Here is a 22,285-nt window from a genome sequence, read left to right on the forward strand (position 1 = left end):
AATACTAATCGGTCGAGGGCTTAACCTAATCCCAACCAAGTGAAGATAAGCTTTGTAGCGAATTCCGAATACTTGATTGGGGCCCAGAAAACCTAAGCAATTCAAACTTTACGCAACGTTTCGTATCTAGTTTTCAAGGCGCAAACAAACGCTTTGACGAAGGCTTAAGCTTTCGAAGTAAGTTTTGCTTTCGCAAAACTCTTAGTTTGGTGATGATGGCGGAGGGGACCCACGCGTTCCCATCTCGAACACGACCGTTAAGCCCTCCAGCGTCGATGGTACTTGAACCGCAGGGTTCTGGGAGAGTAGATCGTTGCCAAGCAGATACCCCTTTGGGGTATTTTTTTTGCCACCCTGTGAAATATAGGGACCTTTAGTTCAGCTGGTCAGAGCGCACCTCTGATAAGGCTAAAGTCGGTGGTTCGAATCCATTAAAGTCCACCATACAGCCCATAATCAAGTGGGTAATAACGAGGGGCCATAGCTCAGCTGGGAGAGCGCCTGCCTTGCAAGCAGGAGGTCAGCGGTTCGATCCCGCTTGGCTCCACCATATTCCCTGATAGCTCAGTTGGTAGAGCACTCGACTGTTAATCGAGTTGTCACAGGTTCGAGTCCTGTTCGGGGAGCCAATTTCTTTTAAGTACCAAGCTTATCATGGAGAAGGGTCCGCTCATCGAAGAAGCACGATTGGAAATCGTGCAAGCAAGAGAGGCATCTCGAGGATTCCAATCCCTACTTCTCCGTTTTCTTAAGATATATTGTTCCTATGGCGGCGTAGCTCAGCTGGCTAGAGCGTACGGTTCATACCCGTAAGGTCGGGGGTTCGAGCCCCTCTGCCGCTACTTATTGAATTGGAGAGATACCCAAGTGGCTATAAGGGGACCCTCTGCTAAGGGGTTAGACTGCGTAAGTGGTGCGAGGGTTCGAATCCCTCTCTCTCCGTCAGTGTTTTTCTAAGATATTAGGCCCGTTGGTCAAGTGGTTAAGACACCTCCCTTTCACGGAGGTAACAGGGGTTCGAGTCCCCTACGGGTCACCATCCCTTTTTTGAAGTATCCGACTAGCTCAGCTTGGTAAAGCACCTGCATGGGGAGCAGGGAGCCGCATATCTAAATTGTGTTGTCCCGACCATCTTTTTTTTGCGGGCGTAGTTTAATGGTAGAACTTCAGCCTTCCAAGCTGATCGCGCGGGTTCGATTCCCGCCGCCCGCTTAACGTTTTGTGATTGTAAATTAAGCATAATTTGGCAGCTATTTCATGGAGAATCTCTGGGTGTCGAGAAAGTCTCGGTTGCTTGAGATTTTCCTTTTTATGATGCGGGGAGATGGTTAGCTTCTGAGCGTTTTATCCAACTCCGAAATTGCTTTAACGCCGGGTGAGGCTTTCAACATGTTGAGAGCCTCTTTTTTCTAACGAACTCAGTAAACCTTATTTGATCAAAATACAAAGAGTTATCGTTTTAACGAACTCCAGAATCGTTATTTCAAGTAAAAGCGCATCTCTTCACTCATCATTGACCCCATAAGGGCGCTACAGTTCGTTAGATGAATGGACAAGCTAATTTCTCCTCGATAAGCACCATACGGTTCGTTAGCTTAGACTGGCTACAGTCAAGGACATACCTATGGCAATCTTCTCGCTGCTCTCCTCCTGCCTGCCCAAGATGTTTACAAAGCTCCAAATAGCCGAATCACGTGTAAATAGAAGCTTACCAGCACTTTCTCAACGAGTCCGAGAAAATCCCATATCTCCTGACCCCCAAAAGAGGCTGCTCGCCAGGTTTCCACCCTTTGAGCAGCTTCTTTTCATTTGTTTCTTTTTTAACATTTCTCATTATGGTGTATGGTTGTCGAAGTTTGTTCACTTTACTGTCATTGAGGTGTGCTAGAATGGAAAATTTAACGATCAGGAGGAACAGAATGAGAGAGAATGTAAGGCGTTAAAGAAGATTGAAATCGTGCCATGGTTGAATTTACTGTTAGGACGTCACGGCAGCCAGCAGCTCAACGAAACGTTGGGCTGCCTTCGATAAGTAGTGCTGCTTAAGCCAGATTAGAGCGGAAGAAGCTGAACCTTTTGAGTCTTCGATATGGAACGCTTGCACGCGATAGCCGCGGTGCTTCTTAAGCACCGTTTCAGGGACAATTGTGCTTCCGAAGCCTGACGATACCAGTTCCATAAGAATGGAAATGTCCGAACATTCACCAATGATGTTCGGACTTACATTTTTCACGCGAAACTCCTCTAGAATCAATTGAAAGATACCGAGTCCATCTGTGCTAGGAAGTATGAGAGGATGCTTTGCTATCTGTTCAAGGGTAATTGTATGGGTGTCCTTCGTTTGTGGCTCAGAGGTTACAAAATAAAACGACTCCTTCTGAAGCTGCAGGACGGAAAAATCATCAAGCAGCAGCGGTAATCGTATGATCGCCAGCTCAATGACTTTTTCTTTGACTAGCTTAGCAAGTTGTGAGGACTCATTTTGTTGGATTTTATAGGTGATATGCGGGTAGGATTCACGAAACGTTTGCAGTATTTTAGGTAATTGGTAATAGGATATCGTATTGACACCAATGGTTAATTTGCCTCGTACACCACTTCCGATTTGTGTGACTTCGGTTTGTGCTTCCTCCATATCTTTCGTAATTCTCACTGCGTAGCGGTACAGCGTTGTACCTGCTTCTGTCAATTGTAGATACCTTCCTCGTTTGTCAAACAATTTAACCCCTAAGTCCTGCTCCAATTGCTTTAATTGCTGGCTAAGCGGAGGCTGAGCCATGTGTAGTTTTTTCGCTGCAGCCGTGATTTGCTTTTCCTCTGCAATGGCTATGAAATAACGCAATTGTCTAATATCCATCTTGTTTCTCCTTATTCGTATATGTAAATCGTATGGTTTAGCAATTAAATATATATTATTCCTATGTTGAATCCCATGTTATCATATTTCTGCACAATACATTTGGCAAATTGCACAAAAGATCAGGGCTAAAGGATGTGCAAAGGAAGGAAGATGGAACATGCGTCAAGAGAAACTCAGTGATAGGAATGCTTAAAACAATATCACCCAAAATTTGGCTAGCCGGTGTACAATGGCTATTTTTCATGTTTACGAATACGATTGTCGTACCGCTTTCTCTAGGCCATGCTTTTCAGTTGGCACCTGATGAAATCGCGGCTTCTTTACAGCGTTCTTTTATTTTGACAGGTGTACTTTGTATTCTACAAGCGCTATGGGGGCATCGGTATGCCGTCATGGATGGACCTGCCGGACTGTGGTGGGGGCTTGTGCTCAATCTGTGCGCATCGGCCCCTTCTGTGGGGTTGAGCTTAACTGAGGTAGGCGGCGGACTCGCCAGTGGATTTCTATTAGCGAGCTTGACGATGATCGTACTTGGGAGCTTAGGTTTTGCCTCTTTTTTGAAGAAAATTTTCACCCCAATCGTCATGGGAGTCTCTTTATTCTTGTTGACGATTCAATTGGTCATGACCTTTTTCAAAGGAATGCTGGGGCTGAATAGTGCGGGGGAGGTGGACCTTAAAGTCGCCATTCTGTCTATCGTCATTGCAATTTTTGTCGGCATCCTTCATTTGAAGGGATCACGGGTGATTAGCAGTTACTCGATTCTCATAGGCATTATTGTCGGTTGGATTGCGTATGAGCTTATATTTCCTTCGGTCCATTCCGTGCAGGAGCAAGCCGGATCCTTTTTCTCGCTTTTCCCGTGGGGTGCGCCGAATATGCAGGTGGGGATCATTCTAACCGCATTTATCGTTGGCTTAATTAATATGACAAATTCCATTACGTGCCTAGTGACAGTGGAGAAGTTGTATAAGACCAAAACATCGGACTCGCAATATAAACGTTCTTACTTGCTGACAGGCATATTCACAGCCTTCTCAGCTTGCTTCGGGCTTCTGCCTTTTGGCTTGTTTACCTCTTCAGTAGGGCTATTGGAAAGTACCAAAATTTTGGAACGCAAAGCACTTATTATCGGTGGTGCGATGTTCGCTTTATTAGGAATCATACCGGCCTTAAGCGGCTTGTTTTCGTCGCTGCCTGCAAGTGTAGGCAATGCGGTGCTGTTCGTTGCTTACCTGCAAATGTTCGGAACTTCGCTTCGTACCATTCAAGGGATTCAGTTCAACTCGAAGACTGTGTATCGCATTGCGCTTCCTGTATTGCTAGGTATCAGCATTATGAATATTCCCCCACAGGCTTTCGCTATACTACCCTTATACATTCGTCCGCTGTTTAGCAATGGACTGGTGATGGGTGTAATACTATCATTAGTGCTTGAGACTGGGATTAATTGGAGTAAATATGAGCTGCCTGCAGCGCGCGAGCCGATTGCCATTCCCGAGATGAAAAATGCGTAATTGAAAAATAAATGCATAAAGGAACCTACCCAAAAGCAAATGAGGTTAGGTTCTTTTTTTTTGTAAGTTTATAAATATACGATCCAAAATGACATTATTTTTATTTCATTCCCAATTAAATGGAGAATTTTATCCCTATATGCTCGAAATGTCAGCCTATAAATTACCAGTTCGCGTTTCTATAATTAGAGTGTAGGAACAAACAAGTAAACAATTTTAGGAGGTCAAGAATGAAAAAGACGAAAAGTGCATTATCTTTGGCAATGGTTGTGGCAATGGCAGCAACTTCGGCAGCTTGTGGTAACGGCGGTGACTCGAAGACAGCCGCTACATCGACGGTTACACCTGCTCCGGCAGCAACGACCAAGCCGGTTGAAAGCGAAAAGCCTAAAGAGTTCAAGATGACTCTACGCCATACAGAAATCAGAGACACGGCGAAAGCGAATCTTGCTATTTTACAGGATGTTGTAAAAGCAACCGAAACGGCAGTGCCGGGCTTGAAAATTGAGTTGGATGGCGTTGAGGATGTTGTCAATCGCGACACGAAGCTAAAAGCTGAAATGCAAGCAGGCAGTCCGCCTCCAATCTTTGACTTGTTCGGTGGCGCTGATACTCAGAATTATTCGAAGGCTGGCAAATTGCTTGACCTGACACCTATTATTGCTGAGCTTGGATTGAAAGACAAATTCATGAATTTGAATGAATTCACGGTTGACGGCAAAGTATACGGTCTTCCTAGAGCAGGGTTTGTTGAAGGCGTTTTCTATAACAAAAAAATATTTGCGGATGCAGGCGTTCAAGTACCTAAGACTTGGGATGAGTTCCTGAAAGTATGTGAAGCGCTTAAAGCAAAAGGGATTACACCGATTGCCATGGCTGGCGGTGCCGGCGATGGATGGGTACTTAACATGCTTACCAATACGTTGTTTGTACGTTTGGGTGGGCCACAAATTCAAGAGGGCTTCGCGGCGGGGAAAACGAAGTGGACAGATGCTCCGGTTGTTGAGGCTTTTAAAAAGATGGATGAACTGAAGCAAAAAGGGTATATCGACAAAAATGTGATCGCAACGAAATATGCAGACGGTCAGGCTAAATTCTATACAGGTCAGGCGGGTATGCTGTTTGATGGAAGCTGGGCATCTTCGGGTATCATGGGCAAGAACTCCAAAGTAGCTGATGACGCAAGCTTCTTCAATTTCCCGAGCATGGGCGGTCCTGGTGACGACATGATTAACGGAGGCTGGTCAAACGGGTACGGTTTCTCTTCAAAATTAAATGACAACGAGCTGAAAGTTGTTAAAGCCTTTATCAAAAACTTCTATACAGAAGCTAATCAAAAAAGAGCTTTAAAAGAATCCGGCAATATCCCGGCCATGAAGTTGACGGATATCGGTGATGCTAAAGGTTTAATCGCGGATGTCGTTCAAGCTCAGCTTTCCGCCAAGAAAGGTGCCTTCCCGGCTTTTGACGCCTTGGTTACTCCAGCAGTTAAGAAAACGCTGGAAGGCGCAATGGAAGAGCTGATGGGCGGTAAAGTAACGCCACAAAAAGTTGCTGAGAAAGTGCAAGCCGCACAAGACGCCAAATAATACAGGTTAAATAACAATCAGGGCATCACACGTACGCGGTGGTGTCCTGATTGTTGCTCATAGAAGCATTACTGCTTGCAGCTCAAGTCATTATTATCGAAAGATGGGGATCACATGAATAAAGTATTACGCAATCCACTTGCCTACGCGCTGTTTGTCGTTCCCGCCTTGCTGCTTTATATGACTTTTTACATCTTACCCATGATCAGCTCGTTGAAATATGCGGTAACAAGCTGGAACGGAATTAATGAAGCGACGTTTAACGGTTTGGACAATTTTATAAAGGCTTTTCATGATGAGAAGTTTTGGGTCGCTCTGAAGAACAACGTATATTTCGTTCTATTCTCTGTGTTTGTTCAAATTCCGATTATTATTTTCTTTGCGATTTTGATTAGCGGTGCACGCAGATTCCTCGGCTTTTATAAAACGACGGTTTTTTTGCCTAGTGTACTATCGACTGCGATTGTTGGCGTGATCTGGCAGTTCATTTATCATCCTGATGCCGGTCTGATTAATCAACTGCTGCGCGCAATTGGGCTTGAGAAGTGGACGCATGGATGGCTTGGCGAAGAGGGTTATTCCATGATTGCTATACTCGTCACCAACGCCTGGCAGTGGACAGGATTTTATATCGTACTTGTCTTAGCCGCGATTTTCTCCATATCCAAAGAAGTGCAAGAAGCGGGAGAGATCGACGGTGCCATTGGCTGGCTGAAGGCGCGCCACATCACGGTACCGCTAATACGACCTGTTATTCTTGTTGTCATGATGCTCTCGATCACCGGAGCTATGAAAGCTTTGGACATCGTGTTTATTATGACGAAGGGAGGACCATTCGGAAGTTCGGAAGTCATGGCTACTTATATGTATAAACAAGCGTATTCGATGTCGTTATTTGGCTACGCCAATGCCATATCTATCATTATTTTCTTATTTACTGTTGTGTTGACGCTAATCTTCCATTTACTCACCAAAAGGTCTGAGGAGGTCGAATACTAAGATGAAAAGACATACCAATGGCACAATCCGGCACCTCATTCTCCTTGTATATATTATGATCATCCTATATCCGCTCCTCTTTATTCTGAATTCGTCATTCAAAAACAATTCGGAAGTCGTTCTAAAACCGTGGGGATTGCCTGAAAAATTTAATTTTCAAAACTATGTAGATGCATTTGCGAGTTCCAAGATTGGTACTTATTTTATCAATAGCTTGTATATCAGTACGATTGCAACAACTGCCGCGATCCTGCTTGCGACTGCAATCGCTTATGCGATCACGAGAATGAAATATCCAAGATTGAGTAAATTGGTGTATGGAACGCTGCTGATATCGTTACTCATATCGCCAGCGTCACTGCTCATACCGTTGTATATCATGATTAGAAACATGGGCATTTACAACACGCCGTTTGCCTTAATTGTTCCTTATACAGCTTTTGGTATTCCACTATCCGTATTTGTCATAGCCGCGTTCCTGAAATCCATCCCTAGGGAGTTAGAAGAAGCAGGAATTATGGATGGGCTTTCTGTATATGGATTGCTTTTGCGCATCATCATGCCGCTGACGCTGCCTACGCTTGTGACCGTATTTATTCTGAATTTTATGGGACACTGGAACGAATTCATTATGGCGAATTTATTTTTATCCAGTCAAAATCTTCGGACTTTACCTGTTGCCGTTGTTTCCTTCATGGATAAATTCCAAATGAACTACGGTGCTCTCACAGCTTCAGTTATGATTAGCGCGATTCCGGTTATTATTGTTTATGCGCTCTTACAGAGACATATCATTCAAGGAGTTACATCAGGCAGTGTGAAAGGCTAGGGAAAATGATAAAAGCAGCAGTGGTCGGTCGGTTCGCTAATGCGGGCTGACCGTTTTTGTTACCATTTTATAGTTCGAATAAGATTCCTCATACTGTTGCGGTCATCCTCGCTGATGGGCCAACCTCCAATTTCCTTTATGATTTGTGTTAAGTTTGTATATCCTTTTGTTAGACCGTTTAAGCGAGCTGTCAAAGTGGCGTTCATTAGCGTTTCAGGAGTTGGAAAAAGGGGCCACAGCTTGATAAGGGCATCTGGATAACGTTTTAAATAATATTTCTGGTGTCTATCCTCGGCAAGATAAAAAGTGGTATAAGGAGCGACCTCGGTGTCTGGTTTTCCTTTCCCCTGATCCTCACGTTTAAACATAACCTTTTGGATAACGTCATGTTGCGTATCGTCGCGATAGAGCACGATGGATCTATACTGCCGGCCTTTGTATTCGTTGATATTCATCGGATTGTGATGGTTCCAAAAAACATGCAAGATGGTCTCGAACGGAAGTATCTGCGGATCAAAATCAATTTCGACCATTTCGGAGTGATCGCCCAGCTGTCGATAAGTAGGATTAGCACTCGTAACCTCCCGCAAATCCCACACGCGTTCTAATGACACCTGCCATGTGTCCGAACAGAGCATCTGGGGTCCAGAAACAACCCATGCCAAGACTCACCGTTTGTATGCTGCTCATACTCACCGCGTCTTCACCTCTTGTACCTATCATAGCATTCCTAAACGCAAGATGAAAAAGGGATAGAGTCCTGATTTGATCATCCTTGACGGCTGTACTGCTGAAATGCCGTCCAATTTATCGAAGCATGGCATATAGGATGTTGAACAATGTGGCCCGGTGTTTTGGTCTATCTGAAATTGGTAATTAACATAAAATATTCATTGTGCTGATATGTCTCTTTGTATCCTCGGTTCCTAAGTCATTAATCATTCGATATGCTTCTTTTAAATAATAGTCATATCCATCATTAGATTCATCATGATGATAAGCAATTGCTACAGCTGCAGATACTTGGATGGCTGAAGATTGATCGAAATTGTCCATTTCTTCAAAAATTTCTCCTAACTGTTCTACTTCATCTTGTGTCGCTTTAATTTCCAACTCATATGATGAATCGCCTTGATTCTCCATTATAGTTCCGGATTGAACAGAAACAAAATAACTCTTTTTATCCATAAAAGCCTCCACGATGTTTAGTAATTTTTAATCATGAAATAGCCTATAACCACTAGAGCGATTAAAATAAATGATACATATGCAATTATCCCTGGATTTGCTAAGAATCGATGTTTATAAGTAGCATTACTCATACTCGTATCCATTTCATGGTTTTGTTGCCTTCTTAAGATAATGAAAGATATTATCAAGGCAATAACTAAAATACCTGAACCAATTAGGTATAGGTAGATCATATTTGATGCTCCTTTACTGGAGATTTGTCTCTAAAATAGTATCCTCTAAGATCTTGTTGTTTATTCTAGGTAGAACAAATTATTAGATCCTATTGTCATGAAGCATTGTAATGGTGGAGGAGAATAACTGCTTAATGATTTTATAATTATCGCTAAATCCTGTTTACGGGAAATCCCATAACCATGCGGCATTCGTGCGTTTTGCATAATTGATGCATAAACGTTCTTTTTTAAGCTAGATTATGAGCTCGGTATAGCGCAAGAACTATTAGAATAAGCGTGAAAGCCTTACCATGAGTGAGCAAGATTGGATTTTCAGAGTATTTATGGATAAACTTATAAATACGGTTGTTATTGATGCTTGTGATCAAAGAGTAAGGAATTTATGATTTAAAGGAGCTTTCATTGAGATGAAACCAACAATCGAACAATGGCAGGAACTATATAAAGCTGCGGGAGCTTTTAAACAAGCAAAGTGTTGGGAATGGCTGAGCAATAGTCACATTTTTGGGGTTGAAAATCCGGATAGCAAGGAGATTGGGTACTGCTGTGTCATGGGAAACGGCGGTGAGCTGTATGGACTTGCTATCTATTTAGGGAGTAAAGGTCTGAAGGGTCTTATTGATATGCTGACCGGAGAGATGGAAGAAGGGAGCGTCTATACACAGTATTGCCTGATGCTTTCCTTTGATAATCGAGACGAATTGCATCCTTCAGAACTGAAGCAAATTAAAGAACTCGGCTTAAAATTTCGTGGAGCAAAGGCTTGGCCTACTTTCCGATTGTATGAACCAGGCTTTTACCCTTGGCCGATTCACACGCAAGACCAGGTTTTGTTCCTTACAATTGCACTTGAGCAAGCCTTAGAAGTGGCTGAGAGGTATAGACATTCGAGTGATGTTCTTCTTGAGCCAACCTTTTCAACGATATTAACGAGGATCTCAGTAGGTATAGGGGATCATCGGACTTGGTCAGAGGAGTGGTTAAAGCCAAATCCCCATGAAGCAGCAGCTTCTATTCTCGTTGAACCGATGAATGAACTGCGTTTGGCGAAAGCCAAAAAAGCGATTAAGGGCTTGGCTGGTGTGTGGGAAATCGACTATTTCTTTATTCCTTTACCTACCCAAGAAAAGCGGGGCAGACCCTATTACCCTGCTATGTTTTTATTTGTTCATCAAGAGACGGGACAGATTATGCACGTGAAATTAGGTGAGCAATCCGAAGCGCCCAACATTATAACGGAACTGTTAGTAGGCATCATTGAGCAGCATGAATGTGTGCCTGAAGAAATATGGGTCCGAAATAAGGATATTGCTTCCTTTATGAACCAAATCCGTCTAGCTTTACAGCTTCGTATCTGTGTAGTGGATGAGCTGCCAGCTTTGAATGAAGCCAAAGGAGAGCTATTGGCCAATTTTAAGCCTGAAATATTCTAAAGTACAACTTGGCCTTAGGACGGTTCGTAACGTCCCAAGGCTTTTTTAGTTGTCTCGAGCATTCTACTCTTCAAGTGGTCACCTTCAATGACACGAACCCGTTTGCCGAGAAAACGGATTTTACTTAATACATACTCGCTTTCATTGTTCAAAAAGGTTAATCTGACCGTATATTTTCCTTGTACCTCATCATACTCCACTTGCTTCTCAAAGCAGGAAAAGGCATATAAAATCCGTGATAGCTCTCGATTATAGGCTTGTACCACCTCAACGCTTGCATGCTGCTGACGCTTCTGCAGCAGCTTCTGTATGTCTTGACTAATTTCAATGACACGTTCAGCTGAGATGGGAAGATGCCTGATGGACTCAATCTTTTGAAGCTTAGAGCTCATCAACGCTCGATGCCTCATATGGTACCAGGTGAGGTACCATTCCTTTTTGACCAAGGAGTATTCCAGCTTATAGGGAAACGACATTTCATTCGAAAACGTACGGTCATCTTTCACTCTGTACGTGAGTTGGATGGCGGATTGGCTGCTGATCATGCGGCGTAAGGAACGAAGATGAGGATGATAAACTTGTTTTTCCATACTACGGGCTTTCTCAGTAATAACGCCAGATAAATCGAAAGAAGGCTCGCCATCCAAAATCGCTTGCAGCTTGTTGAAAGTAACAGGTGTAAAGGCAGCGGCAGCGGAAGGATGCTGCAGCATCGCTTTTAGCCAGGAACGCTCCTGTGAGGTGATCATGAAAGTACCTGAATCTTCTAGCTGCGCAATAATTTGATAGTTAAATATTTTCTCAAACAGATTCATAATAAGCGCCAATCTCCTTCCACTCTGCAATCATTTCTTGACGAAAAAATAAAGGCTCAAGCACCTCGCAGCTCGATCCGAAGCTTCTGATCCAAGGCTTAATCTCCGTGATGCCATTAATCTTCATTTCGAAAATAAACGAATCCGCTTGCTCCTCCGTGATCTGCCCCCACTGTCCTTGAAGCAAAACGCGTTCCTTAATGAAATTAGGCTGTGAACGATCAGGATTAAAAAATCTCACCTTCAGATGAAGCAAACGCCCCGTGTCGATTACCCAGCTATATTGTATTTTCTGTTCCAAATCCTGCTTTCTTTCTTCAAAAAATAGCGATGGCACAGGCTTGCCATGTTCGATTTGGGTCATGCCTTCCATTCGGTATTTTTTGATTCCATGCCTGGATTCATGTGAAAGCAAATACCATCGACCATACTGGTGGTCATACACAATTTTTAGCGGCAGAGTCGTTTGCCATTTTCCTTCCATGTCGCGTTCAAATAAAGGATTCGTATTTTTCGAGGCATAGCTTTGCGAATTTTTAGGTGAAAAATATAGAAATTCAACCATGCAACGATTCTGAATAGCCGTCATTAAAGTAAATAGATGAGCCTCATCTAAAATGCGTGAGTAGTAATGATATTTGTATAGGAATGGCTCAATGAGAGTCATGTCGGACATCGCGCGAGTCATCTGTTTTTTTAATCCGTCACGAAGTAAATAGCCCTGTACCGAAGGAACTTGCGTATTGGACATGACATCTACAAAATCGTAGAGATCGACGAGTTCATCCTGGGAAAGCTCCTGAATTAAATCATTATGTATGCGATAGCGGTAGGGACGCGCTCCGTTTTCCTTTTTAATTACGCCAACCTCTTCCAAATACTTTAGATCGGTTCGAATGGTTTTCTCGTCAGGCAGCGAGGCAGCCGCCGCGAGATGATTGCCACAGACCTCCAGAAGCTCCATGGCGGTAAGCGCTTGTTCATTCATCGCGGCCAGAAGTGTTGAGATTCGCTGGCTCTCCGAGTCTTTGAGTGATTTGGCCCGAAATAAGAACAGCAGCATGGGATCGGTTGAATCGTAGTAGCTGTAGCGCAGCGTCTCTGCGAATTCTTTTTTTTGCTTATCGGGTACCTGAGGATACATCGCAGCCACGATTTCTTTTAATCGACGCAATGTTTTATCGAAGGTATGAACAGAAATGCCTAATCGTTCAGCGAATTGTTGACGGCTGTAAGCTCCGCTGGTAAGGACAAGCATACGTAGAAATTGAATTTCCTTGTCAAAGCTTTCTTTTGCCATCTGAATCCCTCGCTCTTTATTTCAACCTTTATCCATTGTAACAGGGGAGAGATTTGGCGGATATGGAAAACTTTTCACATGTCGTCATACTTTCACCATGTTCGTTCCTTCGCAAATAAGCGAAGATAGCTTTAGAAAGTACGAACGGAGAACGTTACCTAGGCTAGGATTTCCCAAGGTCCGGCAGTGCCTGTGCATGCTATGTACATGTATACTGTATCGCTGACGACGTACCTTCACCCTGCAGGGTTCGAATCCCCTATCGTTGTAGACGATTAGCTCAGTGGTAGAGCACTCGACTTTTAATCGAGCGTAGAACAAAACATCCTATTGGACCTCATACTGGAGTTCTCAGTGGCTTCTTATGCGCGCTGCCCGATGGGCTTTGCAATCTGCGGATACCGATGGAGTAAACCGCTGCGCCATTGCCGCAAGTTGAAGAGTAAGTTGGTTGCTTCACGATTCAATATCCTTTTCATCATCGGTAACGGACGCTTCGACTGCGCTCATTCTTAAGCAGAATTCCGTCTTCTCGGCAGGAGGACTCTAGGTAAAGGTCTATAAAATCAAGGGAGGATTAACATGTTTAAAAAAGTAACGATACAAATGGACGAACGCGGCCTGCTCTTTCGCAAAGGCAGTTATCATAAATTTCTGCAGCCCGGGACGTATCGGTTGTTTCCTTTTATGGAGGATACCGTTGCTGTGATGAATATGACACACCCTTTTACAGTCAAGGGAAAAGATCTTCAACTGTTTACACATGATGAGAAGCTAGCCCAAGAACTGGATATTGTAGAGGTTCAAGATCATGAATATGTGCTGCATTATGAGGATGGTCATTTTGTCGGGCTTTTGACGGCTGGCAGTTATGCGTTTTGGAATGTGTTGAAAAAACATACGTACTTGCGTGTTGATATACGCCATCCTGAATTGCCAGCGGAAATTGATCTGGCGATTATTCCGAAGCTGATTGGTTATTATCAAACTTTTGATGTGGCTAACCATGAGAGCGGCACTTTGTTCTATAACCATGTTCTGCAAAGAGAGCTTGCGCCAGGAAAGTATTATTTCTGGAAGGGACCGATCGGTGTGGCCGTGAAAACGGTTGACCTTCGCCAACAACAAATGGATCTGACCGGACAAGAAATGATGACAGAGGACAAAGTGACGCTGCGCTTGAATTTTGTGTGTCAGTATCGCATTTTGAATCCTAATCGGGCACTTGAAATCAAGTCCATTGATGATCAGATGTATATTCAATTGCAGCTTGTTTTGCGCGAATATATAGGAACTTTGAAGCTGGATGATTTGCTGAAAATGAAGCAGGAAATCGCCGTATATGTGCTGACGCGATTGAATGAGAAGAGCAATGAATTTGGCGTGGAGTTCCTGTCCGCCGGCGTGAAGGACATCATTCTGCCTGGAGATATCAAGGACATCCTCAATACGGTCCTGCTGGCAGAGAAGAAAGCGCAAGCCAACTTAATCACGCGACGCGAGGAGACCGCTTCTACCCGAAGCTTGCTGAATACAGCGAAGCTAATGGATGAGAACCAAACGTTGTACCGCTTGAAGGAGTTGGAGTTCCTGGAGAAGATTTGTGATAAAATCGGAACGATCTCTTTTCATAATGGAGGCAACTTATTGCAGCAGTTAAACTCTCTAGTTGGGAATAAAAGCATGGAAAATCAGTGATAAATTTTGTTAATGGGGATGATTATTATAATTAATCTTTCCGCTCCCATTGGATTGACAGTTAACCCGTATGACACGTATGATGTTTGTAAATGAATGGAAAGGAGGCCGACGATATGATTCGCAATCAAATTTCTATGAATAACCTGACAATTGAAAAATGTTTCTTACCGTCGGTCTCAGCCGGATGGATGACGAATACGTAGGCGCTTTTTGAGTGTACCTCGTTTAAATTTGACAGATCAGCCGTGGACGATGTGGTCCATGGTTTTTTGCGTCCAAATGATAAGAAGAAAGAGGTGAGTCCCATGACATTGGATCAAAAAGTAATTGAGATTGAACTAAAACGGATCGAACAAGAACAAGGCATACGGATTTTGTATGCGTGTGAATCAGGCAGTAGAGCTTGGGGGTTTCCGTCCAAGGACAGTGATTACGATGTGAGATTTCTTTATATAAGACCAACGGATTGGTATTTATCGATTTTTGACAAAAGAGATGTCATTGAATACCCGATCAGCGAGCAGCTGGATATCAATGGTTGGGATTTGAAGAAGGCGCTGAATCTATTTCGCAAATCGAACCCGCCTTTGCTTGAATGGCTGCAGTCACCGATTCCCTATTTGGAGCAGCACAGTATAACGGAGCAAATCCGCCAGCTATCGCCTTTAACCTTTTCGCCTAGATCCAGTATGTACCATTACTTGCATATGGCTAAAGGCAACTTTCGGGAGTATTTGCAAGGTGATTACGTGAAAATCAAAAAATACTTTTATGTCTTGCGCCCCATACTTGCCTGTCAATGGATAGAAGAGCGCGGCAGTATGCCGCCAATGGACTTTGAAGAGCTAGTAGCAAAGATATTGCCTGAATCGAAATTAAAGCAGGAAGTATACACGTTGTTAACAAGGAAAAAGGCAGGCGTCGAGTTCGACTTAGAGCCAAAAATCAGAGAAATCAACGAATTTTTAGAGCGACAAATCGCTTATTTTGAAGAAACCGCCAAACAAATCCCTGTCTCGGGGGAACAGCAGGATGCCGCATTAGATCGTTTATTTCGCGAGGCACTGAGGGAGGTTTGGGGATCATAGAGAGGATTAACCCGGATGAAAGAAAATTATTATCAACAGGTTCAGCTGCCCTCAGGGATTGTGCACGTATATGCAGGGCCTGAGCTGTTTAAAAGTTTAGATTATAAAGTGTTTCAGATGGCTAACAACAATCTGCAAATTCCCAATCAAGTTTATATGGGCTACACACCCGACGTTCATGTCGGAGTTGGCACCTGCATCGGGACGACAGCGGTGTGGAACATGCATAACGGCTATGTATCGCCTTCCATTGTCGGAAGCGATATCGGGTGCGGCATGAGGGTACATCTTACGAATCTGCACAAGGATGAGCTGAAGGAAGTGAAGCTTCGCCGCAAGCTGGTAAAGGCGATTGAGAAATATTTACCGGTGGAGGATCATGCAAGGGGGCATTTCTCCGATATTCGTTTGGAACATGTTGTGACGAAGGGGCTGCACGGACTTCCGAAGAAATACATGCCTGATGGTTACACGCCGAAGAAGGCGACTTCGCTCACGCACGTTGAGCATAGCAAGTTCAACTTGGATGAGAATGCCCTGAACACTTTTCCAGACGCCGTTTGGCATCGCTCACATCGCCAGTTGGGGACACTTGGAAATGGAAATCATTTTGCTGAGATACAAGCCATCGAGATTGCAGAGGAGAACCGCGAAGTGGCGGAAGCATGGGGATTGTTCGACGGCCAGGTAGTTGTTATGATTCATTCCGGCTCCCGTGCATGGGGAGGATCGGTCAGTCAATATTGTAGCAGTGACATGATGAAAGTGATGCGCACGCAAGAATTAGGAACTGCGGATCCGAAGCTGTTATTTGCGCCGCTTGAGCATCCACTTGCCCAGAAGTACGTGGATTTGATGTATGCTGCTCTCAATTATGCCGTTGTCAATCGTCATCTTATCGCTTATGCCATAAGGGAGGCTGGCAAGGATGTGTTTGGCTCGAAGTTTGAAATGACCACACTATACGATCTCATGCATAACTATGCTTGGGAGGAAGAGCACGAGGGTCAATCTTATTTTGTCCATCGTAAAGGGGCGACGAGGTCGCTTCCCGCAGGTCATCCCGGCAATCCGAAGCCCTATCAAGGGACGGGACACCCCGCGCTCATACCGGGCTCCATGGGCACGGCTTCGTACATCATGGTTGGGCCCCAGAAGGGAAAAACAACTTTCACTCCATCTGTCATGGAGCAGGTCGCATTCGTTCCCGCAGCGCTTCGAAAAAACTGATTACGTTGAATGAATTTGCCTCAGCGATGCGGGTGGGCACGGATGACGAGATCGTTGTCAATCAACGGTCGTTAGAGTCGATTATCGACGAATCGCCGCAAGCATACAAAGATGTAGATCAAATTATAGAGAGTGTCGTCGGAGCGGGTTTGGCTCAGGTAGTGGCTAAATGCAAGCCTCTGGCGACGATAAAAGGTGCGAAATGAATAAGGAAAAGAAAACCCATTTCAGTAAACTAATGAGTAAGATGCTGCGCCATTCACCTGAGCAATTCGGGCTTAAGCTGGATCCGACTGATGGCTCCTGCGAAACGAATGAATTATTGGAGGTTGTTCGCGAGCAGCCTAAATGGTCAGATATTACAATCAACGAGCTCTCAGAAGTCGTTGCCGATTGTGAGAAACAGCGATTTGAAATAAACGGAGATCGCATTCGGGCTCGCTATGGACATAGTCATGATAAAGTTAGCTATCCGGCAGCCGTTCCTCCTACACAACTCTTTCATGGTACGAATGTCGTAGCTGCTCCCACTATCTTAAAAGTAGGGATACAAGCTATGCAGCGTCAGTATGTACACATGTCCGAAGGGCTTCATTTTGCAACGCTTGCTGGTAGACGGCGAGGTGAGCTAGTTATCATAGCGATCGATGCCGAACAAGCGGCTGAGGCTGGTGTCATCTTTTATTATGCGGGCAATGAGGTATGGCTAGCCACTCACATTCCTGCAGTGTTCTGCAGCATGTATACACCTAAACTAGGAGGCGATCAGCCATGACTTATCTATTAATCGACATCGGGGTCAACCTGATGCATCGCTCTTTTGCCCAGGACCGTGAAACGGCTGTGGAGAGAGCGATAGAAGCTGGGGTATCGCCCCTTATTATTACAGGCACAAACGTAAGAAATAGTGAAGAAGCAGTGCGGTACGCAGGGAAATTTCCCAAGCAAATATGGGCAACAGCGGGAGTTCATCCCCATGATACGCGAAATTGCACAGCCCACACGATAGATAAGCTGCGTCAATTGGCTAAGCTTCCGCAGGTGGTTGCCATCGGCGAATGTGGGCTTGACTATAATCGCGACTTTTCTCCGCGTGATATGCAGAGGAAGTGGTTTGAAGCACAAATTCAGCTTGCCTGTGAGCTGCAAATGCCACTCTTTTTGCATGAGCGAGAAGCGCATGGTGATTTTGTTCGCATGCTGAAGCCTTACGTGGGACAGATAAATAAAGCTGTCGTACATTGCTTCACAGGCACGCAGCAAGAGCTGCAGGCTTACCTGCAGCTAGGCTATTACATCGGTATCACGGGTTGGATTTGCGATGAACGCAGAGGCAAGCACTTGCGAGAGTTAGTCAAACAAATTCCTTTATCCCGCTTAATGCTCGAAACTGACGCCCCTTTTCTGACGCCACGGGATTTGCCTGTTAAACCGCAGGATGGCAGAAATGAACCTGCTTTTCTCCCGCATATTGCAATGTCTGTTGCCAAATGTTTAAACTTGCCGGTAGAGGAAGTAGCCGAAGCAACGACGCGTAATGCGCAGAGCTTTTTTGGATTAGTTTCCGAATAAAACCTTAATCTAATCTGACAATGAGCCCTTCAAGTCCAGAAACTGCTCACTCCTCATCGAAAGCGAATGTTGGTTTTACAGTCCACGACGCATCGATTTGAAGCTTCTCAATGGCGGACGCCATCGTGATACAAGCGACAATAGCGTCATTAGCATCGATCTGCATACTGGGCTTTAGTGAATCGATAAACGATAATACAGTATCCTTTACAACCACTTGTAAAGGATATTTGTCATTGATGGGAGTCTTCGAAAGAGGGCTTTTGGCATGAACAGCCGAATCCGTAGCTCTTGTCGGTGTAGGGGATATCGACAACATGGAGTGCTCAATGAGAGCCTTGAAATCTACTCGGGATGTGTGAAGGGCATATCAAGTTCTTATCATACCGTATATACGAGTAATTATATCCTCTAATAGGGGATAATAATAAGGCTTGTATATCGGTTAATTAGCTATTTTTTCCATTGACATTGCAAAATGATATGATAATTTGATCTTAAGAAATAACTTTACTAAATCAGTTTCGTAAATCATAAACGATGTATCTGCGAGGTATTGAATGACGACAAATAACGATATTGTTCAGCCTGAGAGTGGTGACACGGCTCCAAAGTCGAATCCCACATCGTTAACGATTAAGGATATCGCAAGGCTTGCAGGGGTCTCAATTGCAACCGTTTCCAAGGTGTTGAATCATAAAGATCAAGATATCGGCGAGGATACGAAGCAAAAAATCTTGAAGATTATTAGTGACAACAACTACATCCCTTACCAAAAAGTCATTAGACGAATTTCCGCCAAAACAGCAACGTTAGGTCTTGTGGTTGCTGACGCATCAGACGCTTTCTATAAGCAGTTCGCCCGGGGGGTTGAAGATTATGCTTATAAAGAAAACATGAGTGTCATTATATGCAATACGGATGCTTCCGAATCCAAAGAGAAAAAGTATTTGGAAATCCTGAAGGAAAGAAATGTGGAAGGCGTTTTAATCGCTCCATCCGCGGGATTCAGTGAACATGACATTGCTTACTTTAATGAGAATCAATTGCCTGTTGTTCTTGTGGATCAGAGAGGTTATGACGGAAACGTGAGTCAGGTTTATTTTGATTATAGGCAAGGCACCTACAAGGCTGCTCAATTCCTTCTTCAAAATAAGCATGAGCTCATTGGTTACATCAGCGGTCCATTAACGGATCAAGATGCTATCGATAGGCTCGAAGGCTACAAAAAAGCTTTGTACGACAACAATATTAGCTTTGATAAAAGTATCGTTTATGAAAGCGGTAACAGCGATCACAAGCAGGCGGGTTTTGAAGGGGCTAACATCCTTTTCTCGAAAGGCGTAACGGCAATCATTACCAGCAATGACATTTACGCATGTGGCGTCTACATCGCAGCGAACGAAGCCTTGATGAAGATTCCCAAAGATATGTCCGTGATTGGCTTTGGCAATTCGTATATTTGCGATCTGGTCACACCGTCCTTAACATCAGTCACCTATCCTTCCTATGAAATGGGCTTTGAGGCTTGCGCGACATTGATCAAACAAATAAAAAATGAAGCGGTCGAAAAAAAGCTCGTTTATGAGCCTTCTCTGGCTATCAGACATAGTGTCGCATCTCCCCAAAGCATCGATGATTCACCGAAAGAAAAAATAGTCATTGTTGGCAGCTTGAATATGGATATCATCATGAAGGTATCCCATATTCCAAGAGTCGGTGAAACGATTTTAACCAACGATATTAAAAATGCAGCCGGAGGAAAAGGCGCGAATCAAGCGGTTGGCGCGGGCAAATTGGGCGGCAAGGTGTATATGATCGGTCGTGTTGGCAATGATTTATATGGCCGAGAGTTGTACAACAGTTTGATCAAAAATGGAGTCGATGCGGGAGGCATTGTTTTCGATGATATGCTGCCGACAGGTAACGCCTATATCTATGTTTCCGACAATGGGGATAACAACATCGTTGTTAATCCTGGAGCTAACTCCCGGTTGAGCGTGGAACAAGTAAGTTCCTTTGATTGGATTTTTGAAAAAGTGGACTACTGTTTGATCCAAATGGAAATTCCGATGGATACCATCGAATATGTGACTTCCGTTTGCCGAAAAAATAAGGTGAAGCTGATCTTAAATCCAGCTCCGGCACGAGAAATCAATTATGAATATTTTGAAGATTGCTTCTTGGTTATTCCGAATGAAACAGAAATAGATTTGATGATTCCGGGAGATTTTACGATCGAAGAAAAAGCTTACAAGTTATTGGAAAAGAATTTTCAAAACGTTATTGTCACACTAGGTGAAAAAGGTTGTTTATTGGTCAATAAAGAAACGAAACAGTATTTTTCCGCAGCATCCTTTAAGGCCGTGGATACAACAGGAGCAGGAGATTCATTTATTAGTGGACTCAGCGTCGCGTTGGCTGAAGGCAAGAATATGGCTGATGCCATTCAATTCGCAAGCATTGCTGCCGGCATCACTGTTAGCAGAGAAGGCGCGCAGCCTTCCCTACCCGACAAAGAAACTATCAAAATGTACATGTAATCGTGGAGGGTTTATGGCAAAGGAACAGTTTAAAATTTTGGCACCCTGCGGGATGCTGGGCTATGGATTTCCCAAGGCATCCTTTATAAGAGGCATGGAATGCTCGCCTGATGCGATTGTGGTTGATGCCGGTTCGACAGATGCCGGACCTCATAAATTAGGCGCAGGGACTGCGATTGTAAGTAAGCAGGCTTGCAAGAAAGATTTAGAAATTATGATTACAGCAGGGATGAAGGCCCGCATACCGGTCATCATTGGCTCGGCAGGCGGGAGTGGAGCTAAAGTCCATGTAGAATGGACGCAATCGATCATTATGGAGATCTTGGAAGAGCAGGGTCTTCATGATATCAAGGTGGCGACCATATGGGCAGACATTCCCCATGAGGTTGTGGAAGCGAGACTGGATGAAGGTAAGTGTGAAGCTTTAGGCTTGGCTGTGAAGCCCCTAACGCAAGATAGGCTTCGTTCTACACCAAGTATTGTTGCCCAAATGGGTCATGAGCCGATTATTGCTGCGCTGCAAGCCGAGGCCGATATCATCATTTGCGGAAGAGCTTATGATCCATCGCCATTTGCTGCGGTTGCTATGCATCATGGTTTTGACACCGCACTAGCTTATCATTTAGGAAAAATATTGGAATGTGCAGCGCTTTGTGCGGATCCCGGCACGACGAAGGATTGCATGCTGGGTATTTTGAAGAAAGATTCATTTATTGTTAAACCGCTTACAGAGAGTAGAAGATGCACCGCGGTTTCGGTTGCCGCACATACGTTCTATGAGAAGGACCATCCTTACATTTTGCATGGGCCGGGCTTGATATTAAATCTGGAGCATTGCGTCTTTACTGAAATCGGAGATGGCAGCGTAGAAGTTCGAGGCAGCCAAATAGAAACAACCCCTGTGTATAAAATAAAACTGGAAGGCGCTATGAAAGTGGCGTATCGCACTTTTGTTATTGCCGGTGTTCGAGATCCCTTGCTTATTGCACGCATTGAAGATGTGGAAGCGCTTGTAAAACAACAAGTTTACGACTATTACAGTGAGGTTCCGCGAGAAGATTACCAGATTAATTTCATCAATTATGGCCTAAACGGCGTGATGGGTGAACTGGAACCGCTGCCAACTCCCGGACACGAGCTTGGTATCATGTTTGAGGTCATTGCCATTACCCAAGAACTTGCGAATACGATCTGCAGCTCAGTCCGATCGACCTTCTTGCATTATGGTTATGAAGGACGAAAATCGACAGCTGGTAATCTCGCATTCCCCTTTGCTCCCAGTGATGTGCCTTTTGGCGCGGTGTACGAATTTTCGATTTATCATTTAATGGAAGTCGCAGACGGGTTAGAGATGTTTCGATGCGAATATATAGAGGTGTAAA

At 44.2% G+C, this 22,285-nt stretch carries 19 protein-coding genes, 6 tRNA genes, 1 rRNA gene and 1 pseudogene; 19 read left to right on the forward strand and 8 right to left on the reverse strand.

The window, feature by feature from the left end:
• The first annotated feature begins 205 nt into the window (after window positions 1-205).
• From rrf to FU659_RS18760, 7 genes are all read left to right on the forward strand, one after another.
• Window positions 206-322, forward strand: a 5S ribosomal RNA gene (gene rrf / locus FU659_RS18730).
• Between the two features lie 152 nt (window positions 323-474).
• A tRNA-Ala gene (locus tag FU659_RS18735) sits at window positions 475-550 on the forward strand.
• Between the two features lie 3 nt (window positions 551-553).
• Window positions 554-629 (forward strand) — tRNA-Asn (locus FU659_RS18740).
• Window positions 630-768: 139 nt separating this feature from the next.
• A tRNA-Met gene (locus FU659_RS18745) sits at window positions 769-842 on the forward strand.
• Between the two features lie 11 nt (window positions 843-853).
• Window positions 854-942: transfer RNA gene (locus tag FU659_RS18750), tRNA-Ser, on the forward strand.
• Between the two features lie 22 nt (window positions 943-964).
• Window positions 965-1,039: transfer RNA gene (locus FU659_RS18755), tRNA-Glu, on the forward strand.
• 102 nt (window positions 1,040-1,141) lie between these two features.
• Window positions 1,142-1,212, forward strand: a tRNA-Gly gene (locus FU659_RS18760).
• Between the two features lie 766 nt (window positions 1,213-1,978).
• Here FU659_RS18760 and FU659_RS18765 read toward each other — a convergent pair.
• A complete protein-coding gene (locus FU659_RS18765; protein ID WP_147948971.1) occupies window positions 1,979-2,857 on the reverse strand; it encodes a LysR family transcriptional regulator in 879 nt (292 codons plus the stop codon).
• Between the two features lie 188 nt (window positions 2,858-3,045).
• On the opposite strand from FU659_RS18765, the gene FU659_RS18770 reads away from it, so the two are divergent.
• The 4 genes from FU659_RS18770 (at window position 3,046) to FU659_RS18785 (ending at window position 7,794) form a co-directional block, all read left to right on the forward strand.
• On the forward strand, window positions 3,046-4,377 hold the full coding sequence (locus FU659_RS18770; protein ID WP_147949023.1) for a uracil/xanthine transporter: 1,332 nt from the start codon (window positions 3,046-3,048) through the stop codon (window positions 4,375-4,377).
• Between the two features lie 230 nt (window positions 4,378-4,607).
• Window positions 4,608-5,966 carry an extracellular solute-binding protein gene (locus FU659_RS18775; protein ID WP_147948972.1) on the forward strand — a complete coding sequence of 453 codons (1,359 nt, stop codon included), beginning with the start codon at window positions 4,608-4,610 and terminating at the stop codon, window positions 5,964-5,966.
• A 114-nt stretch (window positions 5,967-6,080) separates the two neighbouring features.
• Window positions 6,081-6,965 (forward strand): carbohydrate ABC transporter permease, encoded by an 885-nt coding sequence (locus FU659_RS18780; protein WP_147948973.1) that lies wholly within the window; start codon window positions 6,081-6,083, stop codon window positions 6,963-6,965.
• A gap of 1 nt (window position 6,966) precedes the next feature.
• On the forward strand, window positions 6,967-7,794 hold the full coding sequence (locus FU659_RS18785) for a carbohydrate ABC transporter permease (RefSeq protein WP_147948974.1): 828 nt from the start codon (window positions 6,967-6,969) through the stop codon (window positions 7,792-7,794).
• Window positions 7,795-7,853: 59 nt separating this feature from the next.
• On the opposite strand, the gene FU659_RS18790 is transcribed toward FU659_RS18785, so the two are convergent.
• From FU659_RS18790 to FU659_RS18795, 3 genes are all read right to left on the reverse strand, one after another.
• Window positions 7,854-8,327, reverse strand: coding sequence for a peptide-methionine (S)-S-oxide reductase (locus tag FU659_RS18790; protein ID WP_261807907.1), 474 nt, complete (start codon window positions 8,325-8,327; stop codon window positions 7,854-7,856).
• 34 nt (window positions 8,328-8,361) lie between these two features.
• Window positions 8,362-8,517 carry a peptide-methionine (S)-S-oxide reductase gene (locus tag FU659_RS37335; protein ID WP_261807908.1) on the reverse strand — a complete coding sequence of 52 codons (156 nt, stop codon included), beginning with the start codon at window positions 8,515-8,517 and terminating at the stop codon, window positions 8,362-8,364.
• 153 nt (window positions 8,518-8,670) lie between these two features.
• Entirely contained in the window at window positions 8,671-8,982 is a 312-nt protein-coding gene (locus FU659_RS18795; protein ID WP_147948975.1) for a hypothetical protein, read from the reverse strand.
• Between the two features lie 646 nt (window positions 8,983-9,628).
• Here FU659_RS18795 and FU659_RS18800 point away from each other — a divergent pair.
• Window positions 9,629-10,654, forward strand: coding sequence for a DUF7309 domain-containing protein (locus FU659_RS18800; RefSeq protein WP_147948976.1), 1,026 nt, complete (start codon window positions 9,629-9,631; stop codon window positions 10,652-10,654).
• A 14-nt stretch (window positions 10,655-10,668) separates the two neighbouring features.
• On the opposite strand, the gene FU659_RS18805 is transcribed toward FU659_RS18800, so the two are convergent.
• From FU659_RS18805 to FU659_RS37340, 3 genes are all read right to left on the reverse strand, one after another.
• A complete protein-coding gene (locus tag FU659_RS18805; protein ID WP_147948977.1) occupies window positions 10,669-11,469 on the reverse strand; it encodes a WYL domain-containing protein in 801 nt (266 codons plus the stop codon).
• A complete protein-coding gene (locus FU659_RS18810; RefSeq protein WP_147948978.1) occupies window positions 11,456-12,769 on the reverse strand; it encodes a helix-turn-helix transcriptional regulator in 1,314 nt (437 codons plus the stop codon). The genes FU659_RS18805 and FU659_RS18810 overlap by 14 nt, the downstream gene beginning before the upstream one ends.
• 337 nt (window positions 12,770-13,106) lie before the next feature.
• Window positions 13,107-13,229 (reverse strand): hypothetical protein, encoded by a 123-nt coding sequence (locus tag FU659_RS37340; protein WP_261807909.1) that lies wholly within the window; start codon window positions 13,227-13,229, stop codon window positions 13,107-13,109.
• A gap of 122 nt (window positions 13,230-13,351) precedes the next feature.
• Between FU659_RS37340 and FU659_RS18815 the strand changes: the two genes are divergently transcribed.
• From FU659_RS18815 to FU659_RS18835, 5 genes and pseudogenes are all read left to right on the forward strand, one after another.
• The gene (locus FU659_RS18815) at window positions 13,352-14,467 is read left to right on the forward strand and encodes a slipin family protein (RefSeq protein WP_147948979.1); all 1,116 of its coding nucleotides are present in this window, start codon (window positions 13,352-13,354) and stop codon (window positions 14,465-14,467) included.
• A 308-nt stretch (window positions 14,468-14,775) separates the two neighbouring features.
• On the forward strand, window positions 14,776-15,558 hold the full coding sequence (locus FU659_RS18820) for a nucleotidyltransferase domain-containing protein (protein WP_147948980.1): 783 nt from the start codon (window positions 14,776-14,778) through the stop codon (window positions 15,556-15,558).
• A gap of 156 nt (window positions 15,559-15,714) precedes the next feature.
• Window positions 15,715-16,994: pseudogene (locus FU659_RS18825) on the forward strand (RtcB family protein).
• Window positions 16,991-17,563 carry an RNA 2'-phosphotransferase gene (locus FU659_RS18830; RefSeq protein WP_147948981.1) on the forward strand — a complete coding sequence of 191 codons (573 nt, stop codon included), beginning with the start codon at window positions 16,991-16,993 and terminating at the stop codon, window positions 17,561-17,563. The pseudogene FU659_RS18825 and the gene FU659_RS18830 overlap by 4 nt, the downstream one beginning before the upstream one ends.
• Window positions 17,560-18,360: a TatD family hydrolase gene (locus FU659_RS18835; RefSeq protein WP_147948982.1), complete on the forward strand. Its 801-nt coding sequence runs from the start codon at window positions 17,560-17,562 to the stop codon at window positions 18,358-18,360. Before FU659_RS18830 ends, FU659_RS18835 begins: the two co-directional genes overlap by 4 nt.
• A 46-nt stretch (window positions 18,361-18,406) precedes the next feature.
• Here FU659_RS18835 and FU659_RS18840 read toward each other — a convergent pair whose 3' ends face one another.
• Window positions 18,407-18,679 carry a hypothetical protein gene (locus tag FU659_RS18840; protein ID WP_147948983.1) on the reverse strand — a complete coding sequence of 91 codons (273 nt, stop codon included), beginning with the start codon at window positions 18,677-18,679 and terminating at the stop codon, window positions 18,407-18,409.
• Between the two features lie 241 nt (window positions 18,680-18,920).
• Here FU659_RS18840 and rbsK point away from each other — a divergent pair, with 241 nt between their 5' ends.
• Window positions 18,921-20,903 (forward strand): ribokinase, encoded by a 1,983-nt coding sequence (rbsK, locus tag FU659_RS18845; protein WP_147948984.1) that lies wholly within the window; start codon window positions 18,921-18,923, stop codon window positions 20,901-20,903.
• 13 nt (window positions 20,904-20,916) lie between these two features.
• Complete coding sequence (locus FU659_RS18850; protein WP_147948985.1) at window positions 20,917-22,284, forward strand: acyclic terpene utilization AtuA family protein; 1,368 nt, start codon at window positions 20,917-20,919, stop codon at window positions 22,282-22,284.
• Window position 22,285: the final 1 nt, after the last annotated feature.

This window comes from Paenibacillus sp. N3.4 (assembly GCF_008017805.1).
In the GTDB taxonomy this organism is placed as follows: domain Bacteria; phylum Bacillota; class Bacilli; order Paenibacillales; family NBRC-103111; genus Paenibacillus_E.

Coding starts and splice junctions, on each gene's coding strand:
- FU659_RS18765 (WP_147948971.1), bottom strand. CDS start 2,857: ATGGATATTAGACAATTGCGTTATTTCATAGCCATTGCAGAGGAAAAG.
- FU659_RS18770 (WP_147949023.1), top strand. CDS start 3,046: ATGCTTAAAACAATATCACCCAAAATTTGGCTAGCCGGTGTACAATGG.
- FU659_RS18775 (WP_147948972.1), top strand. CDS start 4,608: ATGAAAAAGACGAAAAGTGCATTATCTTTGGCAATGGTTGTGGCAATG.
- FU659_RS18780 (WP_147948973.1), top strand. CDS start 6,081: ATGAATAAAGTATTACGCAATCCACTTGCCTACGCGCTGTTTGTCGTT.
- FU659_RS18785 (WP_147948974.1), top strand. CDS start 6,967: ATGAAAAGACATACCAATGGCACAATCCGGCACCTCATTCTCCTTGTA.
- FU659_RS18790 (WP_261807907.1), bottom strand. CDS start 8,327: ATGGTCGAAATTGATTTTGATCCGCAGATACTTCCGTTCGAGACCATC.
- FU659_RS37335 (WP_261807908.1), bottom strand. CDS start 8,517: ATGATAGGTACAAGAGGTGAAGACGCGGTGAGTATGAGCAGCATACAA.
- FU659_RS18795 (WP_147948975.1), bottom strand. CDS start 8,982: ATGGATAAAAAGAGTTATTTTGTTTCTGTTCAATCCGGAACTATAATG.
- FU659_RS18800 (WP_147948976.1), top strand. CDS start 9,629: ATGAAACCAACAATCGAACAATGGCAGGAACTATATAAAGCTGCGGGA.
- FU659_RS18805 (WP_147948977.1), bottom strand. CDS start 11,469: ATGAATCTGTTTGAGAAAATATTTAACTATCAAATTATTGCGCAGCTA.
- FU659_RS18810 (WP_147948978.1), bottom strand. CDS start 12,769: ATGGCAAAAGAAAGCTTTGACAAGGAAATTCAATTTCTACGTATGCTT.
- FU659_RS18815 (WP_147948979.1), top strand. CDS start 13,352: ATGTTTAAAAAAGTAACGATACAAATGGACGAACGCGGCCTGCTCTTT.
- FU659_RS18820 (WP_147948980.1), top strand. CDS start 14,776: ATGACATTGGATCAAAAAGTAATTGAGATTGAACTAAAACGGATCGAA.
- FU659_RS18830 (WP_147948981.1), top strand. CDS start 16,991: ATGAATAAGGAAAAGAAAACCCATTTCAGTAAACTAATGAGTAAGATG.
- FU659_RS18835 (WP_147948982.1), top strand. CDS start 17,560: ATGACTTATCTATTAATCGACATCGGGGTCAACCTGATGCATCGCTCT.
- FU659_RS18840 (WP_147948983.1), bottom strand. CDS start 18,679: ATGTTGTCGATATCCCCTACACCGACAAGAGCTACGGATTCGGCTGTT.
- rbsK (WP_147948984.1), top strand. CDS start 18,921: ATGACGACAAATAACGATATTGTTCAGCCTGAGAGTGGTGACACGGCT.
- FU659_RS18850 (WP_147948985.1), top strand. CDS start 20,917: ATGGCAAAGGAACAGTTTAAAATTTTGGCACCCTGCGGGATGCTGGGC.